At 64.9% G+C, this 442-nt stretch carries 1 protein-coding gene; it reads right to left on the bottom strand.

The features are described from left to right. Positions 1-43: 43 nt before the first annotated feature. Positions 44-442 (bottom strand): methyl-accepting chemotaxis protein (locus tag SB771_RS33505; RefSeq protein WP_410721853.1); only part of this gene is annotated, 399 nt, incomplete at its 5' end.

Genomic DNA, 442 nt, shown 5'->3' on the forward strand with positions numbered 1-442 from the left:
CATGCCCGCCGGCGGTCCATCAAAAATCAGAACGTGTCACGGACTAGAACGACTGCCAGCTCGCGGCGCTTTCATTGGCCACGACTGCGGCCTCGGTTTTGCGTTGAACCGTCTTTCGCACGGCCGGCTTCGGGCGCGGCTGGACCTCTGCCGCTCGCTCCGTTGGGCTGGCCGCGACCGCCATCCCGTCAGGCAGGCGGAAGATCGAAACCAGTTCGCGCAACGCGTTCGACTGTGATGCCATCGACTGCGCCGCAGCGGATGCCTCCTCCACGAGCGCGGCGTTCTGTTGCGTGACCTCGTCCATCTGCATGACCGCCTGGTTGACCTGCTCGATGCCGGTATGCTGCTCGACCGACGCCGACGCAATTTCGCCCATGAGGTCGGTGACGCGCTTTACCGCGACGACGACCTCGTTCATCGTGGCGCCGGCGTTGTCGAC

This window comes from Burkholderia sp. SIMBA_051, assembly GCF_046534915.1.
Lineage (GTDB): Bacteria > Pseudomonadota > Gammaproteobacteria > Burkholderiales > Burkholderiaceae > Burkholderia > Burkholderia ambifaria.